At 67.2% G+C, this 24,530-nt stretch carries 17 protein-coding genes and 4 pseudogenes; 9 read left to right on the forward strand and 12 right to left on the reverse strand.

The annotated features are described in order from the left end of the window. Positions 1 to 2 precede the first annotated feature (2 nt). Positions 3 to 1,478 carry a Fe-S cluster assembly protein SufB gene (gene sufB / locus DL544_RS21580; RefSeq protein ID WP_005408435.1) on the reverse strand — a complete coding sequence of 492 codons (1,476 nt, stop codon included), beginning with the start codon at positions 1,476 to 1,478 and terminating at the stop codon, positions 3 to 5. A gap of 18 nt (positions 1,479 to 1,496) precedes the next feature. Next, positions 1,497 to 1,951 (reverse strand): annotated as a pseudogene (locus tag DL544_RS21585) (SUF system Fe-S cluster assembly regulator). Positions 1,952 to 2,162: 211 nt separating this feature from the next. On the opposite strand from DL544_RS21585, the gene DL544_RS05010 reads away from it, so the two are divergent. Then, positions 2,163 to 2,630 carry an SET domain-containing protein gene (locus DL544_RS05010; RefSeq protein WP_012479369.1) on the forward strand — a complete coding sequence of 156 codons (468 nt, stop codon included), beginning with the start codon at positions 2,163 to 2,165 and terminating at the stop codon, positions 2,628 to 2,630. 122 nt (positions 2,631 to 2,752) lie between these two features. After that, positions 2,753 to 3,295 (forward strand): type 1 glutamine amidotransferase domain-containing protein, encoded by a 543-nt coding sequence (locus DL544_RS05015; protein ID WP_005415602.1) that lies wholly within the window; start codon positions 2,753 to 2,755, stop codon positions 3,293 to 3,295. 38 nt (positions 3,296 to 3,333) lie between these two features. On the opposite strand, the pseudogene DL544_RS05020 reads toward DL544_RS05015, so the two are convergent. From DL544_RS05020 to DL544_RS05035, 4 genes and pseudogenes are all read right to left on the reverse strand, one after another. Further along, positions 3,334 to 3,929, reverse strand: a pseudogene (locus DL544_RS05020) (YceB family lipoprotein). An 81-nt stretch (positions 3,930 to 4,010) separates the two neighbouring features. Further along, positions 4,011 to 4,550 (reverse strand): hypothetical protein, encoded by a 540-nt coding sequence (locus DL544_RS05025; RefSeq protein ID WP_139726794.1) that lies wholly within the window; start codon positions 4,548 to 4,550, stop codon positions 4,011 to 4,013. Positions 4,551 to 4,606: 56 nt separating this feature from the next. Further along, entirely contained in the window at positions 4,607 to 4,915 is a 309-nt protein-coding gene (locus DL544_RS05030) for a DUF3861 family protein (protein ID WP_065177921.1), read from the reverse strand. A 293-nt stretch (positions 4,916 to 5,208) separates the two neighbouring features. Continuing rightward, the gene (locus DL544_RS05035) at positions 5,209 to 5,607 is read right to left on the reverse strand and encodes an HU family DNA-binding protein (RefSeq protein ID WP_005415606.1); all 399 of its coding nucleotides are present in this window, start codon (positions 5,605 to 5,607) and stop codon (positions 5,209 to 5,211) included. A gap of 371 nt (positions 5,608 to 5,978) precedes the next feature. Between DL544_RS05035 and DL544_RS05040 the strand changes: the two genes are divergently transcribed. Then, positions 5,979 to 6,410, forward strand: coding sequence for an OsmC family protein (locus tag DL544_RS05040; RefSeq protein WP_139726795.1), 432 nt, complete (start codon positions 5,979 to 5,981; stop codon positions 6,408 to 6,410). Positions 6,411 to 6,509: 99 nt separating this feature from the next. Here the strand turns inward: DL544_RS05040 and DL544_RS05045 are convergent. Beyond that, positions 6,510 to 7,387: pseudogene (locus DL544_RS05045) on the reverse strand (PhzF family phenazine biosynthesis protein). A gap of 71 nt (positions 7,388 to 7,458) precedes the next feature. Continuing rightward, positions 7,459 to 8,334, reverse strand: a complete 876-nt coding sequence (locus tag DL544_RS05050) for a PhzF family phenazine biosynthesis protein (RefSeq protein ID WP_139726796.1) — start codon at positions 8,332 to 8,334, stop codon at positions 7,459 to 7,461. Between the two features lie 75 nt (positions 8,335 to 8,409). Here DL544_RS05050 and DL544_RS05055 point away from each other — a divergent pair, with 75 nt between their 5' ends. The 4 genes from DL544_RS05055 (at position 8,410) to DL544_RS05070 (ending at position 14,456) form a co-directional block, all read left to right on the forward strand. Beyond that, a complete protein-coding gene (locus DL544_RS05055) occupies positions 8,410 to 11,004 on the forward strand; it encodes a bifunctional aspartate kinase/diaminopimelate decarboxylase (RefSeq protein WP_139726797.1) in 2,595 nt (864 codons plus the stop codon). Positions 11,005 to 11,080: 76 nt separating this feature from the next. Then, positions 11,081 to 12,433 carry a UDP-N-acetyl-alpha-D-muramoyl-L-alanyl-L-glutamate epimerase gene (gene murL, locus DL544_RS05060; protein WP_139726798.1) on the forward strand — a complete coding sequence of 451 codons (1,353 nt, stop codon included), beginning with the start codon at positions 11,081 to 11,083 and terminating at the stop codon, positions 12,431 to 12,433. Continuing rightward, positions 12,414 to 13,823 (forward strand): UDP-N-acetylmuramoyl-L-alanine--D-glutamate ligase, encoded by a 1,410-nt coding sequence (gene murD, locus DL544_RS05065; RefSeq protein WP_139726799.1) that lies wholly within the window; start codon positions 12,414 to 12,416, stop codon positions 13,821 to 13,823. Before murL ends, murD begins: the two co-directional genes overlap by 20 nt. A 96-nt stretch (positions 13,824 to 13,919) precedes the next feature. Then, positions 13,920 to 14,456, forward strand: coding sequence for a hypothetical protein (locus tag DL544_RS05070; protein ID WP_065177914.1), 537 nt, complete (start codon positions 13,920 to 13,922; stop codon positions 14,454 to 14,456). Positions 14,457 to 14,543: 87 nt separating this feature from the next. Here the strand turns inward: DL544_RS05070 and DL544_RS05075 are convergent, their stop codons facing one another. Further along, a complete protein-coding gene (locus DL544_RS05075; RefSeq protein WP_139726800.1) occupies positions 14,544 to 15,137 on the reverse strand; it encodes an SMI1/KNR4 family protein in 594 nt (197 codons plus the stop codon). 133 nt (positions 15,138 to 15,270) lie between these two features. On the opposite strand from DL544_RS05075, the gene DL544_RS05080 reads away from it, so the two are divergent. Continuing rightward, on the forward strand, positions 15,271 to 16,056 hold the full coding sequence (locus tag DL544_RS05080) for a dienelactone hydrolase family protein (protein ID WP_065177912.1): 786 nt from the start codon (positions 15,271 to 15,273) through the stop codon (positions 16,054 to 16,056). An 80-nt stretch (positions 16,057 to 16,136) separates the two neighbouring features. On the opposite strand, the gene DL544_RS05085 is transcribed toward DL544_RS05080, so the two are convergent. Then, the gene (locus tag DL544_RS05085) at positions 16,137 to 17,135 is read right to left on the reverse strand and encodes a polyprenyl synthetase family protein (RefSeq protein ID WP_139726801.1); all 999 of its coding nucleotides are present in this window, start codon (positions 17,133 to 17,135) and stop codon (positions 16,137 to 16,139) included. A gap of 213 nt (positions 17,136 to 17,348) precedes the next feature. Here DL544_RS05085 and DL544_RS05090 point away from each other — a divergent pair, with 213 nt between their 5' ends. After that, positions 17,349 to 18,962, forward strand: a complete 1,614-nt coding sequence (locus DL544_RS05090) for an alpha-glucosidase family protein (RefSeq protein ID WP_139726802.1) — start codon at positions 17,349 to 17,351, stop codon at positions 18,960 to 18,962. Between the two features lie 277 nt (positions 18,963 to 19,239). Here DL544_RS05090 and DL544_RS05095 read toward each other — a convergent pair whose 3' ends face one another. Then, positions 19,240 to 21,996: a TonB-dependent receptor gene (locus DL544_RS05095; RefSeq protein ID WP_176556901.1), complete on the reverse strand. Its 2,757-nt coding sequence runs from the start codon at positions 21,994 to 21,996 to the stop codon at positions 19,240 to 19,242. A gap of 251 nt (positions 21,997 to 22,247) precedes the next feature. Beyond that, positions 22,248 to 24,296, reverse strand: a pseudogene (locus DL544_RS05100) (glycoside hydrolase family 97 protein). Positions 24,297 to 24,530 lie beyond the last annotated feature (234 nt).

Raw genomic sequence — 24,530 nt, forward strand, 5'->3', positions numbered from 1 at the left:
GGTCAGCCCACCGAACCTTCCAGCGAGACTTCCAGCAGCTTCTTGGCTTCCACCGCGAACTCCATCGGCAGTTCGCGGAACACCTGCTTGCAGAAGCCGTCGACGATCATCGACACCGCGTCTTCCTGGCTGATGCCACGGGCGCGGCAGTAGAACAGCTGGTCGTCGGAGATCTTCGAGGTGGTGGCCTCGTGCTCGACGGTGGCACCCGGGTTCTTCACCTCGATGTAGGGGAAGGTGTGCGCGCCGCACTGCTTGCCGATCAGCAGCGAATCGCACTGGGTGTAGTTGCGCGCGCCATCGGCATTGCGGTCCACCCGCACCAGGCCGCGGTAGGTGTTCTGGCCGCGGCCGGCGCTGATGCCCTTGCTGACGATCTTGCTCTTGGTGCGCTTGCCGACGTGGATCATCTTGGTGCCGGTGTCGGCCTGCTGCCGGTGATGGGTCAGCGCGACCGAGTGGAACTCACCGACCGAATCGTCGCCCAGCAGCACGCACGAGGGGTACTTCCAGGTGATCGCCGAGCCGGTCTCGACCTGGGTCCAGGTGACCTTGCTGCGCGCGCCACGGCATTCGGCACGCTTGGTGACGAAGTTGTAGATGCCGCCGACGCCGTTCTCGTCGCCCGGGTACCAGTTCTGCACGGTGGAGTACTTGATCTCCGCATCTTCCAGCGCGACCAGCTCGACCACTGCGGCGTGCAGCTGGTTCTCGTCGCGCATCGGCGCGGTGCAGCCTTCCAGGTAGGACACGTAGGCCTTGTCCTCGCACACGATCAGGGTGCGCTCGAACTGGCCGGTGTGGCCGGCGTTGATGCGGAAGTAGGTGCTCAGTTCCATCGGGCAGCGCACGCCCTTGGGAATGAACACGAAGCTGCCATCGGAGAACACCGCCGAGTTGAGCGCGGCGAAGTAGTTGTCACCCACCGGCACCACGGTGCCCAGGTACTGGCGCACCAGCTCCGGGTGTTCCTTGATAGCCTCGGACATCGAGCAGAAGATGATGCCCTTCTCGGCCAGTTCCTTGCGGAAGGTGGTACCGACCGACACCGAGTCGAACACCGCATCCACCGCCACGCCGGCCAGCTTGGCGCGCTCGTGCAGCGGCACGCCCAGCTTGTCGTAGGTGTCCAGAAGCTCCTTGGGCACGTCATCCAGCGAGGCGTACTTCGGGCCCTTCGGCGCGGAGTAGTAGCTGAGCGCCTGCAGGTCGATCGGGGCGATCTCCAGCTTGGCCCAGTCCGGCATCGGCATGGTCAGGAAGTGGCGGTAGGCGTCCAGGCGCCACTGCGTCATCCACTCCGGCTCGTCCTTCTTGGCCGACAGGGCACGGATGGTGTCCTCGTCCAGGCCCGGCGGCAGGGAGTCCGACTCGATCTCGGTGATGAAGCCGGCCGAATACTTGCGGCCGAGCTGCTCGTGGATCTCGCGGTTGGGGGTGTCGTCGTGGGCGACGTTTTCGATGGTTTCGGTGGCCATGGGGGGGCTGCCTGTGGATCAGGAGACGACGTCAACAGCGATGGTGCGGCGCTGTTCGTCATCGGCAAGGGGAAGGGGGGCAGGATCTGCGCAAGACTGACGTCGCGCAGGGCCTCGGAGACCACGTCGTTGATCAACCGCCAGCTGCTGCGCGCGCCGCACTTGGGTGCCATGCCGCACTGGTGGTGGTCGTGGCTGCATTCGGTCAGGGCAAGCGGCCCTTCCATCGCTTCGACCACTTCGAACAGCGAGATCTCGATGGCCGGGCGGGTCAGCCGGTAGCCGCCACGCACGCCGCGCAGGCCTTCGACCAGGCCGGCCTGGGCCAGCGGCTTGAGTACCTTGCTGACGGTGGGCGGCTCCAGGCCGGTGAATTCGGCCAGTTCGGTGGCACTGAGCACCTCGCCCGGACGGGCGGCGAGCACGGTCAGCACGACGGTGGCGTAATCGGTGAGCTTGGTGACGCGCAACATGGGGATGCGAGTGGTTCTTAAAGCGGACTGAAATTGTACGCTTTTATTCGCCACCATCCAACCCGGGCATTCAGCCGGCGCTGGGGCCGGGCCGGGAGGCTTTGCCAGCGGGCGCTGCCGGGGGCACCATGCTGCGCCAACCGGGTGATTTTCGCAATCACCCGGAATGGGCGAGAATCCCTGTTCCATCCGCTGCAAACAGCCCGTGCCGATGCCGAAGAAGATCCAAGCCCGCAAGTCCGCCATCCATGGCAACGGCGTGTTCGCCGTCGCCCCGATCAAGCAGGGCGAGCGCGTGATCCAGTACAAGGGCCTGCTGCGCAGCCATGGCGACGTTGATGCCGATGACAGCGGCGACGTCGAAAGCGGCCATACCTTCCTGTTCACCCTCAATGACGACTGGGTGATCGATGCCAACTACAAGGGCAACGATGCGCGCTGGATCAACCACAGCTGCGACCCGAACTGCGAGGCGGTGATCGAGGAGGATGAGGACGGCGACAGCCGTGGCGACAAGGTGTTCATCGAGGCGCTGCGCGATATCAAGGCTGGCGAAGAGCTGACCTACAACTACGGCATCACGCTGGCCGAGCGCCACACCGCCAAGCTGAAGAAGATCTGGGAATGCCGCTGCGGCTCGCCCAAGTGCACCGGCACCATGCTGCAGCCCAAGCGTTGATCCTTCCGGTAGTGCCGGCCGCTGGCCGGCACGGGTCCTCTCCACCTGCCGTGCACAGCAGGGTCACCGCCGTGCAAGGGCCGTTCGTCCACGCTGTGCACTCCCCCAACTGGAGTGCACCCATGGCAGAGCGATTGAAGGGCAAACAGATCGCAATCCTCGCGACCCACGGCTTTGAACAGTCCGAATTGACCGAGCCCAAACGGCTGCTGGAAGCGGAAGGTGCGCGGGTCAGCGTGGTGTCGCCCGCAAAGGAGGCGACCATCAAGGGCTGGAAAGAGAAGAACTGGGGCGACGCCGTCGCGGTCGACATTCCGCTGGACGAGGCGGATCCGGCGGGCTTTGATGCCCTGGTGCTGCCAGGGGGCGTCATCAATCCGGACACACTGCGCACCGACGACGCGGTGCTCAGCTTCATCCGCTCAGTGGATGAAGCCGGCAAGCCCGTCGCGGCGATCTGCCATGGTCCGTGGCTGCTGATCAACAGCGGGCTGGCAGATGGCCGCGAGCTGACCTCCTGGCCCTCCCTTCAGCAGGACCTGGCCAACGCGGGCGCGAACTGGCGCGATGCCGAGGTCGTGGTCGACGGCAACGTGATCACCAGCCGCAAGCCGGATGACATTCCTGCTTTCAGCGAGGCGGTGGTCAAGGCACTCGCCGCGTGATGCCTTGCCGGTAGTGCCGGCCCCCGGCCGGCACTACCTTATTTGCCCAGCAGGCCTGCCGGCACCAGGTTGCCCAGGTTCTGGTTGAAGGTGACCACCAGCTTGCCGTTCTTGACCTGTGCCGCCTGCACCTGCAGCGCGCCGAGCACCCGGCCACGGCCGGGTCCAGCTTGTAGATCGGTTCGCGCTGGGCGTAGTCGCTCAGCCAGGCATTGAGCAGGCCGCGGGTGCGTGAGTCGAGGCGGCCGCCCTGGTTGGCCGGGGTGAAGTCATCCACGCTGGGCTGCTGCAGGTGGAAGCCCTGGGTCTGCGCGTCGTAGCGCAGGCCGCTGCTGAGCTTCACCGTACCCAGTTTGGCCGGGTTGCCGCCGGCGGTGGCCAGTGCCACGTCCATGCCAAGGTTCAGGCGCTCGCCGGCCGGAAGGCTCAGCTGAGGGTGGCTCATGGTCAGGGAGATCAGGCCGCCAAGGGCGTCCTGGGTGCGCGGGAAGCTGCCATCGAGGTACTGCTGCACGTCGCTGGCACCCACCGACAGTTCGCGGCCGGAAATGGAGGGAGCCGCCTGCGCGCCGATCGCAGCGGCGATCAGTACGGTGGAGGCAGCGAGGCGGGTCATCAGGGAACGCAGGCGCATGGCGGTGACCGATGGCAGGGAATGGATGGATCAAAGAGTAGCCGTGCAGGCTGAATCGCGCGTGCATGCGGCTGTAACGGTTCAGTCCAGCATCGGACGCAGTTGCGCCGACTGGATCTGCCAGGCGCTGCCATCGCTGCTGGGTTGCACGCGGTACCAGCCACCGAAGCGGAACGTACCGTTGGCGGTGACCGCGCGGATCTGCACCGGCACTTCAAGCAGCTGCGGTGGCTGCCGATCGTCGCGGGCGAGCGGGGGATCGCTGTGCAGGCGCAGGGTGCGCAGGTCCTGCAGCTGCCGCAGCGCGGCGTCGTCCGCATGCCGCGGGTCGCTGGGCGGGATCGTCCAGGCGGCATCGCTGGCGGCGCGGTCGCGGTTGAGCAACGCCGCTATGTAGCGGTTGAGCATCGTCGATGGCGGCTCGGCACCGTCGGCGACAGCAGACAGCACCGGCATTTCACTTGCCTGCACTGCTGCGGGATCGGGGCCGGTGCGAGTGTCCGCGGCTGCGGTGGCAGCGACGGGAGCGGACGCTGCCGCGATGTCGCCGGTCGTCTGTGCTGCCGGGCGTGAACAGCCCAGCAGCACCAAGGGTGCGATCAGCAACAGGTTCCTGCGCATGTCTGCCTCCTCCGCGAGGCAACCTGGAGGGCGGCAGTGTAGCGATTGCGCCGGGATCAGCGGGAGGAGGGCAGCTGATCCAGAGCGTCCAGCGCTGGCAGGACCTGGTCGGCGATGGCCGCCAGTGCGTGGCCGCCGGTCTCGGCATGGCGCTGCACGATATCGCGCAGCAGCTGGGTGGCGATCACCAGGGTCGCACGCTCGTCGCCGCTGATACCGGCGGTACGCGGGGCCGCCTCCAGCAGGCGCATCAGGTCGCGGCTGGCGCGATGCTCCAGTTCGATGGTGCAGCGCCCTGTGCACTGCAGCCCGTCCTTTTCGATGGGGGTCACCGAGATCCGGTAGCGGGTGGAGGGGCTGGCCATGAGGGTGTGCTCGCCGTAGCTGTGGAGGATGTGCCCACCATAGGCAAGGCCACGGCCTGAGGCGACGGCCGGCGCTGCACGCAGTGTTCCACCCGGTACGTTCCAGCACCTGCCCAAGCCGCGCTCGGCCAGTGGCGACGGGCCTGTACGGGCATTGCCGGGGAGGCGGCAACGCTGTGTTGCGGATTGCCGCAGCGCGACGCATCCACGCATGGCGTGGATCTACCGCCGGGCACGCAAAAAAAACGGGACGACCAGAGCCGTCCCGTCGGAATCCACGTTGGGGCGCGCGCTTACAGCGCGGCGTCCTTCAGCTTCTTCAGCGGACGCACCTTCAGCTTGGTGGTGGCCGGCTTGGCGGCGAACCACTGCTCTTCCTTGGTGAACGGGTTGATGCCCTTGCGCTTCGGCTTGGCCGGCACATTGACGGTGGTGATCTTCAGCAGGCCCGGCAGGGTGAAGGAGCCAGCGCCCTTCTTGTGCACCGAGGAGGCGACGGCGCTTTCCAGCGAGGCCAGCACAGCGCGGACGTCCTTGGCGATGACGCCGGAGGCTTCAGCGATGTGTGCAACCAGGCCGGACTTGGTCAGCACTTCCTTGATCGGCTTCGGAGCGGCCGGCTTGGCGGCTGCCTTCGTCGCGACTTTCTTCGCTGCCTTCTTCGGGGCAGCCTTCTTAGCGGTCTTTGCCATGGTTTCCTGTTCCGTGAACGGTTGGTTGTTTGGTCGGCGCCGAACCCCGTCGGCAAGCGCAATGTAGGGCAACTCTTGGGCGCCGCCAATAGCCCGAAGCGCGGAAAGTGCATGTTTTTTCATATCCAGGCCGATTCAGTACATGGTCGGCGGTGGGGATGGGGGCACGCCAGCGTGTTCGATCGCCGGCGCCCGCCGATCGGTGGGGTGCGCGAAACCACTGAAAACAAGAGGAAAATGCGTTCCGGGCTGGCGAGGAAGTGTCCACTCGCCGGGCTCGGGGACGACGTCCGGCGTGCGGCGGAGCGACGCAGGGCTAACGCGTGGCGTGCGAGGGTAGCCGTTCATCACCGCCACGCAGGAGCAGCACAATGGGAATCTCGCGACACGCCACCGCGCACTGGGAAGGCGATCTGAAGACGGGCAAGGGCCAGTTGAGCACGCCGCAGAGTGGGCTGCTGGAGAAGACCCGCTACGGTTTCAACAGCCGCTTCGGCGACGAAAAGGGCACCAATCCGGAAGAGCTGATCGCCGCCGCGCACGCGGGTTGTTTCACCATGGCGCTGTCGGCCAAGCTCGGCGAAGCAGGCTTCACCCCGACCTCGCTGGACACCGAAGCCAAGGTCGACCTGTCGCTGGAAGGCGGTCCGCAGCTGTCGCAGATCCGCCTGAAGGTCGGGGCGGTGGTGCCCGGCATCGATGCGACGCAGTTCCGTGCCATTGCCGATGACGCCAAGCAGAACTGCCCGGTATCCAAGGCGCTGAGCGCGGTGCCGATCAGCCTGGAAGCCGAACTGGGCTGAGCCGGCGCATCTGTAGAGCCGAGCCCATGCTCGGCTTCTGCAGGTCCCGTGATCTGGCCGAGGAGCAGCCGAGCGAGGGCTCGGCTCTACAGTATCCCTTTACCAATCAAGGGTGCCGGTGATCACCGTCTGCACCTGGCCGCCCGACCAGACCTCGCCGTCCTCGTCGACCCGCAGGGTCAGGCGCGCATCGTGGCCGACTTCGCGGCCTTGGCTGACTTCGAACGGCGCACGGCCACGTGGCAGCGCGTCGCGCAGGTCCAGCCACGCGGCCAGCACTGCATTGGCGGCCCCGAGGCGGCGTCCTCGAAGCGCCGACCATTGCCGACGAAAGCGCGCACGGCCAGATCGAATCCCTCACTGCCATCGCTGAAGGCATAGGCGAACACGCCCATGCTGTCGGTGGACTCGGCCAGCGCAGCCACCGCGTTCCAGTCAGGGCGCAGCGCGCGTAGTGCTGCTTCATCGGCCACCTGCACCACCCACCAGCTGCGTCCGCCCTGCATGCGCGCCGGCGGCAGCGAGCCCAGTGGCCAGTCCTTCAGTGCTGCCCGCAGGCGCGGATCGGTGGCTTCAGCGGTCTCCGCCAACTGCGCGCGCGGGGTGCGGATGGCGATGCGCTGCTGCGCGCCCTCACCGCTGACGCGCAGCGGCAGGGCGCCGGCAATGCCGTCCTGCACCAGCACGCCATCGATCGGTGTGGCCAGGCCTGCCTGCAGTACTGCATGCGCCGTGCCGACGCTGGGGTGGCCGGCGAACGGCACTTCCTTCTGCGGGCTGAACATGCGCAGCCGGTAGCTGACACCGGCGGCCTGGGGCGGGAACACGAAGGTGGTCTCGGGCAGGCGCGTCCAGCGTGCGATGGCCTGCATGCTGGCGTCGTCCAGGCCTTCGGCATCGAGTACCACGGCCAGCGGGTTGCCAGCGCCGGCGCGCGGGGAGAACACATCCAGCTGCAGGAAACGGCGGGTGGTCATCGGGGCGAAACTCCATGATCGGGTGGCGCGCAGCTTAACGCGCCGCTGCAGCGCCGAGCCTACGCTCGGCTCTACAGCCAACGGATCTGGCCGTCGATGACCGGCTGCACCTGGCCGCCGATCCACACCGTGCCCTGCGCATCGACCTGTACCTGCACGCGACCATCGCGACCGACTTCGCGGCCCTGGCTGGCCACGTAGCGGCCCTCGCGGCCGGGCAGGGCATTGCGCTGCCGCAGCCAGGCGCCGATCAGTGCATTGGCACTGCCGGTCACGGGATCCTCGGGCACGGCGGGCGCATCAGCGGGGCAGAAGGCACGCACCACGCGGGTGTGGCCGGTGCCGGCTTCATCGGCGAAGACGGCCAGGCCTGTAGCGTCGGTGGCGAGGTTCCAGTCGGCCAGCGCGGCCATGTCCGGTGCCAGCTCGCGAACGGCGGCGGCATCGCGCAGTGGCAGCAGCCACCAGCGTGCGCCGTTGTCCCAGAGTTCGGGCACCTGCCCGTCGGCAGCGAGCGCCAACAGCGCGGCGGGCGCTCCGTCTGCCTCCGTGTCCAGTTGCCGTGCCGGCGGGCTGGCCAGCTGGATCTCCAGTGCCTCGGCCGGGCCGCTCACCCGTACTGGCAGCACCCCTGCCGCGCATTGCTGCAGCAGGGCGCCGTCGCGCGGTTGGGCCAGGCCGCAGGTCACCGCCGCCCAGGCGGCGCCGACGCTGGGGTGGCCGGCGAAGGCCAGCTCACGGGTCGGGGTGAAGATGCGGATGTGGTAGTCGGCGCCGGGCGCGGTGGGGCGCAGGAAGAACACCGTCTCGGACAGGTTCAGCCAGGCGGCCAGGGCCTGCATCTGGCTGCTGGAGAGCGCGTCGGCGTCCAGGATGGCGCCCAGTGGATTGCCGGTTCCGGGGCGGGGGGCGAAGACGTCGAGCTGCAGGTAACGGAGGACGGCCATCTACGGGGATATTGCGCTTAGAATCAAAGGTTCCGCCCCCGAGGGCGGCTTCCCCACATTCTACATAGCCAATCCATGTCAGCTTCCCCCCTTGTCGATCGTTGGATCGTACTGAAGTTCGGCGGCACTTCGGTGTCGCGTCGTCACCGCTGGGACACGATCGGGAAGCTGGCGAAAAAACGCGCGGAAGAGACCGGATCGCGCGTGCTGGTGGTGGTATCGGCGCTGTCCGGGGTCACCAACGAACTGACCGCGATTGCCGACGGCGCGCCGGACAGCGGTGATCGCGTGGCAGCGCTTGTCGAGCGCCATGAGGGCTTCCTGGCCGAACTCGGCCTGGGCCGCGAGGTGTTGGCCGAACGGCTGGCGGCGCTGCAGGGCCTGCTCGACGATGCGCGGGCGGCTACCCGTCCGCTGGATTGGCAGGCCGAAGTGCTGGGCCAGGGCGAGCTGCTGTCCTCCACCCTGGGCGCGGCCTATCTGCGCGCCTCGGGCCTGGACATGGGCTGGATGGACGCCCGCCAGTGGCTGGACGCGATGCCGCCGCAGCCGAACCAGAGCGACTGGTCGCAGCGGCTGTCGGTGAACTGCCAGTGGCGCGCCGACGCGGAGTGGATGCAGCGCTTCCGCGCGCAGCCGACCCGCCTGCTGATCACCCAGGGCTTCATTTCGCGGCATGCCGATGGCGGTACCGCCATCCTCGGCCGTGGTGGCTCGGATACCTCGGCGGCGTACTTCGGTGCGCTGCTCGGCGCCAGCCGGGTGGAGATCTGGACCGATGTGCCGGGCATGTTCAGCGCCAATCCGAAGGACGTGCCCGACGCACGCCTGCTGACCCGCCTGGACTATTACGAAGCGCAGGAAATCGCCACCACCGGCGCCAAGGTGCTGCACCCGCGCTCGATCAAGCCGTGCCGCGATGCCGGCGTGCCGATGGCCATCCTCGATACCGAGCGCCCGGAACTGCCGGGCACCAGCATCGATGGCAGCGCCGCACCGGTGCCGGGGGTGAAGGCGATCAGCCGCCGCAATGGCATCGTGCTGGTGTCGATGGAAGGCATCGGCATGTGGCAGCAGGTCGGCTTCCTGGCCGATGTGTTCAACCTGTTCAAGAAGCACGGCCTGTCGGTGGACCTGATCGGTTCGGCCGAGACCAACGTCACCGTGTCGCTGGACCCGTCCGAGAACCTGGTCAACACCGATGTGCTGGCCGCGCTGTCGGCCGACCTGTCGCAGATCTGCAAGGTGAAGGTGATCGTGCCGTGCGCGGCGATCACCCTAGTGGGCCGCGGCATGCGGTCGCTGCTGCACAAGCTGTCGGACGTGTGGGCGACCTTCGGCCGCGAGCGCGTACACATGATCTCGCAGTCGTCCAACGACCTGAACCTGACCTTCGTCATCGACGAGGCCGATGCCGATGGCCTGCTGCCGATGCTGCACGCAGAGCTGATCGACAGCGGCGCGATGCCGGTGGAAGAGACCGAAGTGTTCGGCCCGCGCTGGCGCGAGATTGCCGGCACCGTGCGCCCGCGCGGCACGCCGTGGTGGCGTGGCCAGCGTGCGCACCTGCTGCAGCTGGCCGATGCTGGTACGCCGCGCTACGTCTACCACCTGCCGACGGTGCGTGCCCGCGCCCGTGCGCTGGCCGCGATCAAGCCGATCGACCAGCGTTACTACGCGATCAAGGCCAACAGCCACCCGGCCATCCTGCAACTGCTGGAAGCGGAGGGCTTCGGCCTGGAGTGCGTGTCGCACGGTGAGCTGAAGCATGTGTTCCAGCACCTGCCGGAACTGTCGCCCAAGCGCGTGCTGTTCACCCCCAGCTTCTGCCCGCGCAGCGAGTACGAGGCGGCGTTCGCGCTGGGCGTGACTGTGACCGTCGACAACGTGGAAGCGCTGCAGCGCTGGCCGGACCTGTTCCGCAACCGCGAGCTGTGGCTGCGCGTCGATCTGGGCCGGGGCGAGGGCCACCACGCCAAGGTCCGTACCGGTGGCAAGGAGTCCAAGTTCGGCCTGCCGATCGCTCGCGTCGACGAGTTCGTGCGCGCGGCCACCGAACTGGGCAGCCGCGTGGTGGGCCTGCATGCGCACCTGGGCAGCGGCGTGGAAACCGCGCAGCACTGGCGGCTGATGTGCGATGAGCTGGCCGGTTTCGCTCGCCGCATCGGCAGCGTACAGACCATCGATATCGGTGGTGGCCTGCCGATTCCGTACAGCGACGAAGACGAACCCTTCGACCTGGACGCCTGGGCCGAGGGCCTGGCCGAGGTCAAGGCACTGCACCCGGCATTCCGCCTGGCGATCGAGCCGGGCCGCTACCTGGTGGCCGAATCGGGCGTGCTGCTGACCCATGCCACCCAGGTGGTGGAAAAGGACGGCGTGCGCCGTGTCGGCCTGGACGCCGGCATGAACGCACTGATGCGCCCGGCGCTGTACGACGCCTGGCATGACATCGAGAATCTCAGCCGCCAGGGCGGTTATGCCGAAGCGGCGTTCGATGTGGTCGGGCCGATCTGCGAATCCAGCGATGTGTTCGGCAAGCGCCGCAAGCTGCCGGTGTCGACCGCGCCGGACGACGTGATGCTGATCGCCGATGCCGGTGCCTACGGCTATGTGATGGCCAACACCTACAACCAGCGGATGCTGCCGCGCGAAGACGTGATCGAATGACCACCGCCCGCGCCCTGCACCCGCCCACCGACACGCCCCGCGCCCTCGAGCGGGCCCGTGCCTGACCGGATACACCATGACTGCTTTCGACAAACACCAGGTTTCCCGCTTCCGCTTCGTCCGCTGCGACTTCGCAGCGGATACCGGCGTGGCCCGGCTGGTCTACGCCTTCGACGACGGCCCGGAGATGGTGGAGACCATCACCGTGCCGGGTGCCCCGTTCGTGCTGGACGAGGCGCGCGCCGCTGCCGTGCAGCGTGCGCTGCAGCTGCTGCACCTGATCGCCGGCGTCAGCTACTACAAGGCCGGCGTACCGGATACGGTCAGCATCGACAGTTACAGCATCGATGCCGATACCGCCGCACTGGTGGAGACCATTTACCTCAATGGCCTGGGCGAATTCGCCTACCGTAACGGCCTGAACCTGCGCGGCCGCTTCCGGTTGCCGGTGCAGGGCGAGGCCGTGCAGGCGCCGGCGCTGGGCCTGCAGCCGCACGCACTGGTGGCCATCGGCGGCGGCAAGGATTCGCTGGTCAGCATCGAAGCGCTGCGCCGTGCCGGCGTGGACGAAACGGTGACCTGGATCGGTGGCTCGCAGCTGATCCGCGCCTGTGCCGAGCGCACCGGCCTGCCGACACTGAACCTGGGCCGTGCGCTGGCGCCGGAACTGTTCGAGCTCAACCGCCAGGGCGCCTGGAACGGCCACATCCCGGTCACTGCGGTGAACTCGGCAATCATGGTGCTGGCCGCGTTGCTGCAGGGCGTGGACCAGGTGGTGTTCTCCAACGAGCGTTCGGCCAGCTACGGCAGCCAGATTCCAGGCACCGGCGAAGTGAACCACCAGTGGTCCAAGGGCTGGGTGTTTGAACAGGCCTTCGGCAGCCATGTACAGGCGCACGTTGTGGCGGACCTGCAGTACTACTCGCTGCTGCGCCCGTTGTCCGAGCTGGCGGTGGCCCGCCAGTTCGCCAAGACCGATTTCTACGACGCGCACTTCTCCAGCTGCAACCGCAATTTCCACATTCTTGGCGAGCGCCCGGTGAACCGCTGGTGCGGCGTCTGCCCGAAGTGCCATTTCGTGTTCCTGGCGCTGGCTCCGTTCATGCCCAAGACGCGCCTGGTGCGCATCTTCGGCCGCAACCTGCTGGACGATGCCGAGCAGGCCGCTGGCTTCGACGCGCTGCTGGAGTTCCAGGACCACAAGCCGTTCGAGTGCGTGGGCGAAGGCCGCGAATCTCGTGCGGCGATGGCGACCCTGGCCCAGCGCCCGGAATGGAAGGAAGACGTGTTGGTGAAGCGCTTCTGCAATGAAATCCAGCCGCAGCTGGATGCCGCCGAACTGGAACTGGCGCCGCTGCTGCAGCTGCAGGGCGAGCACCGCGTTCCGGCTGCGCTGTGGGACCGGGTGCGTGAAGATTTCGAAGCTTGAAGGAAAGCGCGTCGCGCTGTGGGGCTGGGGCCGCGAGGGCCGCGCCGCGTTTGCGGTACTTCGTGAGCGCCTGCCCACGCTGCCGCTGAGCCTGTTCTGCCCGGCGGCCGAAGTCGGGGCCGCACGCGTGGAAACACAGGGCGCCCTGGACGTGCGTGGCGAGCCTTCCGCTGAAGCGCTGGCCGCGTTCAACGTGGTGATCAAATCGCCCGGCATCAGTCCCTATCAGCCGATCGCGCTGGCGGCGGCAGCGCAGGGCACCACCTTCATCGGCGGCACTGCGCTGTGGTTCGCCGAGCATGCGGCTGACGATGGCATCGTGCACGACACCGTGTGCGTGACCGGCACCAAGGGCAAGAGCACCACCACCGCGCTGGTCGCGCACCTGTTGCGCGCGGCCGGCCACCGCACCGGACTGGTCGGCAACATCGGCCTGCCGCTGCTGGAGGTGCTGGACCCGCAGCCGGCGCCCGAGTACTGGGCCGTCGAGCTGTCCAGCTACCAGACCGGTGAAGTGGCGCGCAGTGGCGCCCACCCGCAGGTGGCAGTGGTGCTGAACCTGTTCCCGGAACACCTGGACTGGCACGGCAGCGAACGGCGTTACATCGAAGACAAGCTGCGGCTGGTGACGGAAGCCGCGCCGCGCATTGCCGTGCTCAATGCGGCCGATCCGCACCTGGCGGCACTGTCGCTGCCCGATAGTGAGGTGGTCTGGTTCAACCAGCCGCAGGGCTGGCATATGCGGGGCGACATCGTGCATCGCGGCGAACAGGCGGTGTTCGATACCCGCAACACGCCGCTGCCGGGACGCCACAACCGCGGCAATCTGTGCGCGGTGCTGGCTGCACTGGAAGCGCTGGGCCTGGATGCCGTGGCGCTGGCACCGTCAGTGCAGGATTTCCGCCCGCTGCCGAACCGCCTGCAGCGCATCGGCGTGGCCGATGGCCTGACCTACGTCAATGATTCGATCAGCACCACGCCGCATGCCAGCCTGGCCGCGCTGGAGTGCTTTGCTGGGCAGCGCATCGCGCTGCTGGTGGGCGGGCACGACCGTGGCCTGGATTGGACCGACTTCATGCAGCACATGGCGCACGATGTGCCGCCGGTGGAGATCGTGACCATGGGCAGCAACGGCCCGCGCATCCACGCGATGCTGCAGCCGCTGGCCGATGCTGGCCGCTTTGGCCTGCACGCTGCGGGCGATCTCGCCGAGGCGATGGCGTTGGCGCGCACGGCGCTGGGCGCACAGGGCGGGGTGGTGCTGCTGTCGCCGGGTGCGCCGAGCTTCGGGGCCTACCGCGATTACGTGGCGCGCGGACGCCATTTCGCCGAACTGGCTGGGTTCGATCCGGACAGCATCAGCGCGATTCCGGGGTTGGGCATCGCCTGATCCGCCGGATCGGGGTCGGATCCCTTTCCGCAGGAAAGGGCTCTGACCCCGGCGAGTTACCATGGGGCGCATCCCCGGACGGACCCGGATAGCCGCATGTGCACCTTCATTACCCTGTTCCTGCCCGCATCCTTATCGCACGTTGAAGCCGCCGCGATCATGCAGCGCAGTGGCCGGCGCCTGTTTGCGCAGGATTCGCCCAGCCTGCAGTCAGCGGTGGGCCCGGATTGGCAGCCGTGGCTGAGTGCCGCGCACTGCGATTGCGGCACGTCGCTGGCCTCGGCGCAGGCGGTTCGTGAGTGGAACGGCGATGATGCCGAACGCTGGCGCAGGAAGGGCTGGAGCGAAGCGAAGATCGCGCGCGCGTTGGCGGCGCAGTTGGCGCGGCATGAACAGGATCAGCAGGCACGCCGCGATGAAGCCCTGGACGATGCCGGCCAGTGGTTGCAGCGTATCGACGCGCTGTTGCAGGCTGGGGCCGCGCGCATCGGCCTGCTGGTGCGCGACTATGACGGTTCGGTGGGTGCCCGGCAGCCGAAGCCGCCGGAACGGCGCTGGTCGCGCGCGCATCTGGCGGCGTCGGATCTGCTGGCATTCGAGCCGGGCACGTTGCACTGGATCGAGCGTGGGTAGTGCCGGCCGCTGGCCGGCAACCTGCGGGGAAATTCATCCACGCATGGCGTGGCTCTACTGTAGCGCCGAGCCCACGCTCGGCGGCCTTCATTCGTCTTCGTCGATGAACGCGTAACCGCCGTCAATGAGCTGCTGCAGGTACGCATCGAAGCTCGGCGCAATGACTGCGTAGCTGTCCGGATCGTGCAGGTAGCGCACCACCTGGCCGACCGTACCACCCGGTGCCGGATCGAAATCCAGGTACAGCATCGAGGTGCCGCCGTTGTTCATGCAGTGCGAGAAGCACAGGCGCCTGCTCATCGGCAGATCACCGTCGATGCCTTCACCCAGGATCTCCGGCTCGTCATCCAGCCACTCTTCGTAGATGGAACGGATGCTGTCGTCCCACTGCTGCTGGTCCTCGAAGATCTGCGCGACTGATCGCAGGTAGTACGGGTAGCCACCGTCCTCCACGTCCGAGCCCAGCATCAGTACGCAGACCTTGCCGCCGGGGTACTCCCGGTAGTGGGTGCCATCCACGCGCGATAGGAGTTCCACCAGGCTGTCCGGCACCTGCGGCCACTGCGCTCGCAGGCGCTGCAGGTCCTCGGCGCTGGCGCCCTGGACATGTGCCCACTGCTGGGCATCCTCGGCAGGCAAACGCGGGATCAGGCCAGACAGAAAGCGATCAACAAGATTCATGCGAAAAAAGGGGACGGAGGGGATTAAGTCGTATCCAACCACACCTGCGTCACGCCGCCAATGCAGAATGCGACGCGGGAGGGGCGAATACGGCTTAATCCCCTCCGTCCCCTTTTTCTTGCGGAGCAGGCGCATGAATCGTTGGCGATGCGGTGTGGCGATGATGCTGGGGCTGGCGGCGATGCCGGCCTGGGCGGCGATGAAGACGCAGCCGGTGGAGTGGAAGCACCAGGGCACGACCTTCAGTGGCGTGCTGGTCTATGACGATGGTGGGCACGACAAGCGCCCGGGTCTGGTGATGGTGCCGAACTGGAAGGGTGTGAACGAGTCGGCCATCGAGAAGGCCAAGCAGCTGGCCGGTGATGACTACGTGGTGCTGGTGGCCGATGTCTATGGCAAGGACGTGCGGCCGAAGAGTGATGCGGAGGCGGGGCCGGTGGCCAGCAAGCTGCGCAATGACCGGCCGCTGCTTCGTGCGCGTGCACTGGAAGCGGTGAACGTGCTCAAGGCGCAGGCCGGCAAGGTGCCGCTGGATGCCAGCCGGATCGGTGCGGTCGGTTTCTGTTTCGGTGGCACCACGGTGCTGGAGCTGGCCCGCGCCGGTGCGCCGCTGGCCGCTGTGGTCAGCCTGCACGGTGGGTTGGGTTCGCCCTTGCCGGCGCAGGCCGGTGGCACCCATCCGTCCGTGCTGGTGCTCAATGGCGCCGATGACAAGAGCGTGACCGCCGAGGACATCGCCGCTTTCCAGAAGGAAATGGACGCGGCCAAGGTCGATTGGGAGTTCACCAACTACAGCGGTGCCGTGCACTGCTTCGCCGAGCGCGATGCCAACAGTCCGCCGGGCTGCCAGTACAACGAGCGTGCGGCCAAGCGCGCATGGAAGGCGCTGGATGAGTTCTTCGAGGAGCGCTTCCGGTAATAAACGGCGTGCCGACCAACGGTCGGCACCCACCGGAATGCCGGTTTGGTGGGTGCCGACCGTTGGTCGGCACGCCTCCATCAATGCGAGCGCTGCACCGCGTAGCGGGCCAGGCCGCGCAGGGCAGCCACGGCGTCATTGTCGCCCAGGCCGTCGAGCGCACGCTCGGCGGCTTCGGCGTACTCTTCGGCACGGCGGCGGCTGTACTCCAGGCCGCCGGTGACGCGGATCGCGGCCAGCACTTCCGGCATCGCCGAGGCGTCGCCGTCCTGCACGATGGTGCGTAGGCGCTCGCGGGTGGCGTCGTCGGAGTGGGCCATCGCGTGGATCAGCGGCAGCGTGGCCTTGCCCTCGGCGAGGTCGTCGCCCAGGTTCTTGCCCAGTTCCTCGGCATTGGCCGAGTAGTCCAGCACGTCATCGGCGATCTGGAACGCGTAGCCCAGGTGCATGCCGTAGTCGAACAGGGCCTGCTGGGTGGCTTCGTCCACGCCGCTGGCCAGTGCGCCCAGGCGGGTACCGGCGGCGAACAGCACCGCGGTCTTGCGCTCGATCACGCGCAGGTAGGCGGCTTCGTCGGTATCCGGGTTGTGCACATGCAGCAGCTGCAGCACTTCACCCTCGGCGATGCGGTTGGTGGCATCGGCCAGGATCTGCATCACCGGCATGCGCCCCAGCTCGACCATCAGCTGGAAGCTGCGCGAGTACAGGAAGTCGCCCACCAGCACGCTGGGCGCGTTGCCCCACAGCGCGTTGGCGGTGCTGCGGCCACGCCGCAGGCTGGACTCGTCCACCACGTCGTCGTGCAGCAGGGTAGAGGTGTGGATGAACTCGATGATCGCCGCCAGCTGGTGGTGCTCCGGGCCGGCCTGGCCGACCGCGTGGCCGGCCAGCATCACCAGCATCGGGCGCAGGCGCTTGCCGCCGGCGGAAATGATGTGGTCGGCGATCTGGTTGATCAGCACGACGTCCGAGGACAGCCGGCGCCGGATCAGGGCGTCGACGGCGGCCATGTCGGCCGCGGCAAGCGACTGGATCTGGGGCAGGCCCAGGGCGGGACGGGTGTCTTCGGTGATGGTCATGCGATCAGGCTTTCAGGCTCACCATCGATTATAGGCGCTGGCCGTGAATTCGGGCGCAAACCGGCCCGAGCGGCAATTCCAGCCCGGCCTGCGCGGCCCTTCGCGTGAATACGTATGCAGGTTGCGCCATGCCCGCGAGGCCACCGCTAAGCTTGCCGGATCAGGATTTCGGCCCGCTGCCGGCGGGTCCCGCATGCCCGGAGGGGGCTGTCGATGTCGCACTATCCATGGTGGCGCGGAGCCGTCATCTACCAGATCTACCCGCGCAGTTTCCTCGATGCCAACGGCGATGGGGTGGGCGACCTGCCGGGCATCATCGAGCGCCTGGACCACATTGCCGCGCTGGGCGTGGATGCGATCTGGATCTCGCCGTTCTTCAAGTCCCCCATGGCCGACTTCGGCTACGACATCGCCGACTACCGCGACGTCGACCCGCTGTTCGGCAGCCTGGACGACTTCGACCGCCTGCTGGCCAAGGCCCACGGCCTGGGCCTGAAGGTGATGATCGACCAGGTGCTGAGCCATACCTCGATCGAGCATGCCTGGTTCCGCGAGAGCCGCCAGGACCGCAGCAATCCGAAGGCGGACTGGTACGTCTGGGCCGACCCGCGCGAGGACGGCACCCCGCCCAACAACTGGCTGTCACTGTTCGGCGGCTGCGCCTGGCAATGGGAGCCGCGCCGCGAGCAGTACTACCTGCACAACTTCCTGGTCGACCAGCCGGACCTGAACTTCCATCACCCGGACGTGCAGCAGGCCACCCTGGACAATGTGCGCTTCTGGCTCGATCGCGGCGTGGATGGCTTCCGCCTGGATGCGATCAACTTCTGCTTCCACGATGCGCAGCTGCGTGACAACCCGCCCAAGCCGGCGGAGAAGCGGGTGGGGCGCGGCTTCAGCCCGGACAACCCGTACGCTTACCAGTACCACTACTACAACAACACCCAGCCGGAGAACCTGCCGTTCCTGGAGCGCCTGCGCGCGCTGCTGGATCAGTACCCGGGCGCGGTCAGCCTGGGCGAGATCTCCTCGGAGGACTCGCTGGCGACCACCGCCGAGTACACCCGCGAAGGCCGCCTGCACATGGGCTACAGCTTCGAGCTGCTGGTGGATGACTACAGCGCGGCCTACATCCGCGACACGGTCTCGCGGCTGGAAGCGGCGATGACCGAAGGCTGGCCGTGCTGGGCGGTGTCCAATCACGACGTGGAGCGTGCGGTCAGCCGCTGGGGCGGTCACCCGGCTGACCCGCGCCTGGCGCGGATGCTGGTGGCGATGCTGTGCTCGCTGCGCGGTTCGGTCTGCCTGTACCAGGGCGAGGAGCTCGGCCTGGCCGAGGCCGAGGTGCCATTCGAGGCCCTGCAGGACCCCTACGGCATCACCTTCTGGCCGAACTTCAAGGGCCGTGATGGCTGCCGCACCCCGCTGCCGTGGACCGATGCACCGCTGGCCGGCTTCACCAGCGGCCAGCCCTGGCTGCCGATTCCGGCCGAGCACCGGGCGGCGGCGGTGGCTGTGCAGGAACGCGACCCGCACTCGGTGCTGGCGGCGTTCCGGGCGTTCCTGGCCTGGCGGCATACCCAGCCGGCGCTTCTGCATGGCAGCATCAGATTCCTTGAAAGCGCCGAGCCAGTGCTGCTGTTCGAGCGTATGCTTGCAGATGAAACCCTCCTGCTGGCCTTCAACCTGTCGGCCGAGGCAGTGACCCATCCGCTGCCGCCGGGCAACTGGCAGCAGGTGGCGGTACCGGGCCCGGATGCGGGCACGGTGCAGGGCAACGAACTCCAGCTGCCGCCGTGCGCGGTGTATTGCGCCCGACGCAGCTGACCGTTTTCTCCGGTGGCGGTACTTGCGGGACGGGGCCGAAGCGCCCCGTCCCTTTTTTGTGGGTGGAATTCCGGTGAACGGCATCCACGCATGGCATGGATCTACGGCTTGGAATGTCGCTGCATGGGCCTTGCTGATCACGTGCCGGCATCCGCGCAAAAGAAAACCCGCTGCCTGCGCAGCGGGTTTCCGGTCCTGCTCCCTTTGTGTTGCCGGCCAGCGGCCGGCGCTACCGGGTTCGGGGTGCCAGCCAGCGGCCGGCACGACCCGGCCGTGATCAGAACTTGTAGTTCACGCCCAGCATGTAGGTGCGGCCCCACTCGATGTACTCCAGCGGGCGGTCCTTGCTGCCGGCGTAGGTGCGGTACGGCTCGTTGGTCAGGTTGCTGCCCTGCAGAAGCAGGGTCAGGCCACGCAGGGCACTGCTGTCGCTGAAGGTATAGCTGATCTGCGCATCGGTCACGTTCTCGCCGACCACGTAGCGCAGGCTGCGGTTGCCGTTGAAGTTGCCGATCTCACCGATGAAGTCCGAACGGCGGCGCTGGCTGACGCGTGCTTCGAAGCCGCTGCGCTCGTAGTAGGCGGTGAAGTTGTACACGCGCTTGGACAGGCCCGGCAGGCTGATCGGATCACTGCCCACGCTGGAGGCGCTCTCCGGGTCCAGGATGGTGATGTCGCTCTTGTTGAAGGTCGCGCTGGCCTGCACACCGAAGCCACGCAGGCTGTCGGTCAGCATCTCCAGCGGGAACGATGCGGTCAGTTCCAGGCCCTTCAGCGTGCCGCCCTTGCCGTTCTGCGGGGCGGAGAAGGTGCCGGTGGTCAGCACCGGTGCCGTCATGCCCGGCGGCGGCACGTAGCTGCCCAGCAGCGCGGTGAAGTCGTAGTTGTCGACCGACTGGGTGTAGACGTAGCTCTTCAGGTCCTTGTAGAAGATCGCGGCGGCCACGTAGGCCTTCTCGCCGAAGTACTTCTCGTAGGACAGGTCCAGCGCGGTGGCACGCCACGGGTCCAGCAGCGGATTGCCGCCGCTGCCGCCGGGGCGGCCGGTGCCGGTGTCCACGCCGAACTCCAGGCCGGCGCGCATCTGGTCCACGCGCGGGCGTGCGACCTGCTTTGCAGCGGCGAAGCGCAGCGTCTGCTGGTGAGGGAACAGGAAGGCCAGGTTCAGGCTCGGCAGCCAATCGTTGTAGGTGCGGCCGTTCGAGTACGGCTGCACGTTGTTGCCGGCCGACTGCGAGCTGTCCCAGTAGCGCGAATCCGAACTCTGGTCGGTGTGCTGCATCTGCACGCCGATGTTGCCGCGTACGCCGACTTCACCGATGTCGGCGTTGATGTTCAGGCGCGCCCAGGCGGTGGTGATCTTCTCCTGTACCGTCCACGACTTGGGAATCAGGTAGTCCAGGTTGTCGACCGGGTTGAAGGTCATGTAGCGGCCCACCGCAGCGGGCACGTTCCAGGCCGGGATGGTGCCGAGGCCGGCGAAGCCCAGGTTGACCGGGCGGTACTGCAGGTCCGAGGCGATGTTGGCGTCGCCCTGCGCACCCAGCAGGATGTTGCCTTCGGACTGGGTCTTCACCTTGCGGCGGTCGGCGTAGTTCACGCCGATGTCGATGTCCGGCGCCCACGACGCGAGGGCATCGGGCAGGGCGATGGTGGCGGCCAGCTTGCCACCCTTCACGCGGTCTTCCACCTTCGGCAACTTGCCGTAGCCGGAACCGTAGATGGTGTTGGTCAGGAACAGGGCGTCGGGGTTGGAATAGTTCAGCCCTGGGCTGATCTGCGAGAACCCGTCCTGGCGGATCGTCACGCCGACCGTATCCAGTTGCGGCATCGGGGTCAGCTGCAGGTTGTTTTCCAGATTCAGCTCGTCGCGCGTGGCCTTGGAGTAGTTCAGGTCGGCGACCAGCTTGACGCCACTGAAGTTGAACTCGTTGTTCCAGCCGAACGCATCGATCTTGTCCTTGCGCTTGTTGTACATGCCGCGAACCAGCGGATACACGCCACTGGCAGTGCCACCGGTGAACGAGCCATTGGCGTTGACCTGCGGGTTGCTGACCAGCAGGCCCGGGGTGTAGTTGCCGTTGTAGTTGCTGAGGTTCAGCTCGAACTGGTTGGCGGTGTCGATCTGCTCGGCTTCGGTGTGGAATGCATCGAAGGTGCTGGTCCAGCTGTTGTTCGGCCGGAACTGGATCGTGGCCATCACGCCGTCGCGCTTGTTGTTGCCGGTGCGGCGCAGCGCCTTGATGCCATCGGAGAAGTAGGTGCCGGCACCCACGCCCGGACGGTCGCCCTTGTCGGTGTGCTCGGTGGTCCACGGTTCGTACAGGCCGACCTGGTTCTCCTGGATCGGCATGTCGCTGTGCGCATAGCCGATGGCGATGCCCAGGGTCTTGTCCAGGAACTGGTCGATGTAGCTGGCGCTGAAGCGGTTGCCGTACGGATCGGTGTTGGCGGCGCGGCCCAGCGAGCTCTTCTGGTAGCGGCCACTGACCGCGATCACGCGCTCGCCGAAGCTGAGCGGGCGAGCGGTCTGCATGTCGATGGTGCCCGACAGGCCCTGGCCGACCAGCGCCGCGTCCGGGGTCTTGTACACGGTCACGCCGTTGACCAGTTCGGACGGATACTGGTCGAACTCGACGCCACGGTTGTCGCCGGTGCTGACCACTTCGCGGCCATTGAGCAGGGTGGTGGCGAAGTCCGGCGACAGGCCGCGCACGCTGATCACCTGCGCACGGCCGGCAACGCGCTGGGCGGCCAGGCCGGGCAAGCGCGAAATGGACTCGGCGATGCTGACGTCGGGCAGCTTGCCGATGTCTTCGGCGGAGATCGCTTCGACCACCGAGGTGGCGTCCTGCTTGACCGCGATCGCGCTCTCGATGCCGCGGCGGATGCCGGTGACCTGCACCGTATCGAGGTTGGTGGCGGCGGTGCCGGCCGGCGTGGTGGTGCTCTGCGTGGACTGTGCCGACGCCAGCGTCGGCGCCAGGACAACGGCCAGCGCGATGCTGAGCGCGCTGCGCTTGTGGTTCAACATTTTCCCCTCCCAGGCAATGTTGCAGATCGATTTGTGAGCGTTCCGGCGGCGCCGTGAACGTGCGACGCGGTGGCCGCTGTCGTCGCCGCTATGGTAGGCAGCGCGTTCTTCGCGGGAATCACCCTGCATACGTATTCAATGGCGTCTGCAGGGGTGTAATCGCTTTCATGCAGTGCTTCCGGTAGTGCCGGCCGCTGGCAGGTAATCGCGTTCGCCGGGTTGCCGGCCAGCGGCCGGCACTACCCGGGCATTCACAGCGGCGTGAAGCGAATGGCCTGGCCACCGCCTGGTGCCAGCACCAGCGTCAGTGCATCGGCGCTGGTCACTTCGCGGGTTTCACGAACGAACGCGAATGGATTGCTGCGGAAATCCGCGCCCTCGCCATCGCGGTAGATTTCGGCGCGGTAGCGTACGCCAGGTTCCAGGAAGCCCAGTGACACCGGCAGCACGCGGCCGTGCTCGTCGGTGATGCTGCCGAGGAACCAGTCGTGGCTGTTGCGGTCGCGGCGCACGATCGTCGCGTAGTCACCCACTTCGCCATCGAGCACGCGGCTCTGCTCCCAGTCCACCGCCACGTCCTCGATGAAACGGAACGCCTCGCGATGCTGCAGGTAGTGTTCGGGCAGGTCGGCGGCCATCTGGATCGGGCTGTACAGCACCACGTACAGCGCCAGTTGGCGGGCCAACGTACTGGGGATGGCCTGGCCGTGGCGGCCCTTCAGGCTGAGGATGCCGGGGTGTAATCCATCGGCCCGGCCAGCATGCGGGTGAACACCAGGTTGACCTCGTGCTCCGGCGGGTTCGGTGGCTGGCCCCAGGCGTTGTACTCCATGCCGCGTGCGCCTTCGCGCGAGATCCAGTTGGGATAGGTGCGGCGCAGGCCGGTATCCTTGATCGGCTCATGCGGGTTCACCGACAGATGGCGGCGCGCCGCTTCCTGCACCACCTTCAGATGGTGGCGGGCCATGAACTGCCCGTCGTGCCACTCGCGCCACGGCGGGCCCCCGTGGGATTGCGGCGGTCGACCTGGCCGTCGTCGCAGACGTAGCCGGTCTTGAACTGGTCCACGCCCAGCCGTGCGTACAGGTCCAGCGCGGCGCCAAGCTGGTCCTCGTAGTGCTCGATGGCGCAGCCGGTTTCATGGTGGCCGATCAGGTGCACACCCTTTTTTAGGCCATACGCCGACAGCGCTTCAATGTCGAAATCGGGCGTGGCGCGGGTGAAATCGAAGTCGTAGCCATTGCCGACCCAGTTGCCGTCCCAGCCCGGATTCCAGCCTTCCACCAGCACGCCGCGGAAGCCGTGTGCAGCGGCGAAATCGATCACCTTCTTCGTCTTGGCGGTGGTGGCCGCGTGCTTCGGCCCGGTCGCCCAGCTCTCGTTGTCCAGGTGCATCGACCACCACACGCCCAGGTACTTGGCTGGCTTCACCCAGCTCACATCGCCCAGCGCGTTGGGTTCGTTGAGGTTGAGGATCAGGTCCGATTCGACCAGGCCGCCGGCACGGTCGGCGATCTGCAGCGTGCGCCACGGCGTGGCGAAGGGCAGGGTGCGGCGCACCTTCCAGCCTTCGGCCGAGGGCGACAGCTCCGCGCGCAGGCGCTGTCCCCCGCTGCGGCGCAGCCACATGCCGGCGTAGTCCACCAGCGCGGCCTCGTGAATGGCCACATGCAGGCCATCGCGGCTGCGCAGGGTCATCGGCGTATGCACCAGCGGTACTTCGTGCAGCGGGGTGCGCTGGTACAGGTACTCGTAGTGGATCGGTTCGCCAGCGGGAATCCACCAGGCGATGGAATCCTGCGCGATGGCGAACTCGGTCAGTTCGTCATCGATGATCGCCTCGTGCAGGTTCGGTTGTTCGGGAAACACGTAGCGGAAGCCGAGGCCATCGTCGTAGACGCGGAACACCACATCCAGCCGGCGCTTGCTGCCGGTGGTTTCGGCCAGCTGCACGGTCAGCTCGTTGTAGTGGTTGCGGTGAGCCGGCGTTCGCCCCACGGCTGTTCCCAGGTGTCATCCACGTTGTGCCGCTGCTGGCCCAACAGGGTGAAATCGCGGTCCAGGCGACCGTCGCGCAGGGCGAAGCCGAGCTTCGAATCCTCCACCACAGTGTCGCCCAGGCGCTCGACCCGGTAGCGGGCCGTGCCGCCGTCCAGCACCAGGCTGACCTTCAACACCTTGCCCGGAGAGTCGACGCTGACCACCTGCGGCGCGGCCTGCGCCAGCGTGGCTATTCCCAGCAGCGCCAGACCGAACAGATGCGCGAGCGCGGTACGTACAGCAGTGAGTGACATCGGCATTTCCCCTCCCAAGGCGCCGTTGGCAGACCCGGACCATAAGCCAGCGCGGCAGGTGCGCTACCGCGTGACGCCATGAATACGTATGCAACTGGACGCAGCCGACAGCCCCGCGTCTACCATGGGGCCAGGGCACCTTGAGGGAGGGGCCGCGCCCGCCCGCCGGCAACGTCGGTGCGGACCTACAACGCGTGCAGAGAGGGAGGGAGGCCGACGGGCGCAAGCCGGTCCGCCGCT

The organism is Stenotrophomonas sp. pho, assembly GCF_006228405.1.
Classification (GTDB): domain Bacteria; phylum Pseudomonadota; class Gammaproteobacteria; order Xanthomonadales; family Xanthomonadaceae; genus Stenotrophomonas; species Stenotrophomonas sepilia.